Source organism: Dellaglioa sp. CoH-57-MRSF-19 (genome assembly GCF_056781975.1).
This window is the reverse complement of record NZ_JBXAXW010000120.1, coordinates 1-486: the sequence shown is the minus strand read 5'-3', so window position 1 is coordinate 486 and position 486 is coordinate 1. Positions and strand designations below refer to the sequence as shown.

The following is a 486-nucleotide window of genomic DNA, read 5'->3' as shown; positions in this document are numbered from 1 at the left end:
CGGTATACGCCTCTGGGTTCTCTGTAACGTATGGGACAAACGACGGGTCTTGGGCCGTGATCGCGACGGACACGACTAGAACGCGCGCATTCGTCGTGAGCGTTAGGTTGAGGCCATAGCTCACGCCATTCTGGCCGCCCACCGTCAGGATCATGGCCTTGGGGTTCGTTACCGCCGATTGAAGAGTAGCGGTCAGCGGCGTAGGTGTCACGGGCTGAACGGCCCCGACCACTAGGTTCATCAACGTTTCATCTTGAAGCAGGAGCGGCGTCAAATCCACGTTGATGCTGGTGTCCGTCTCCGGCACCTTAAAAAAGACATAACGACCGTCCATTATTCCTCCAAGCCTGCGAGGCGCTGGGCCGCACCCAAAATCGTGGGCTGGAGGTAAGTACTCGGACTGCCTCCCTGACGATTCTGCCCGACGCCTATATCTCCAGTGTTCTCACTAGGGTCCAGCTCTGGCAGTTCAGCCTGACTGTCCAT

The 486-nt window shown here is 57.8% G+C and carries 1 protein-coding gene; it reads right to left on the bottom strand.

From position 1 onward, the window contains the following. The coding region (locus AC1RO3_RS08560) for a hypothetical protein (RefSeq protein ID WP_481764011.1) at positions 1-334 on the bottom strand (334 nt) is incomplete at its 3' end. Positions 335-486 lie beyond the last annotated feature (152 nt).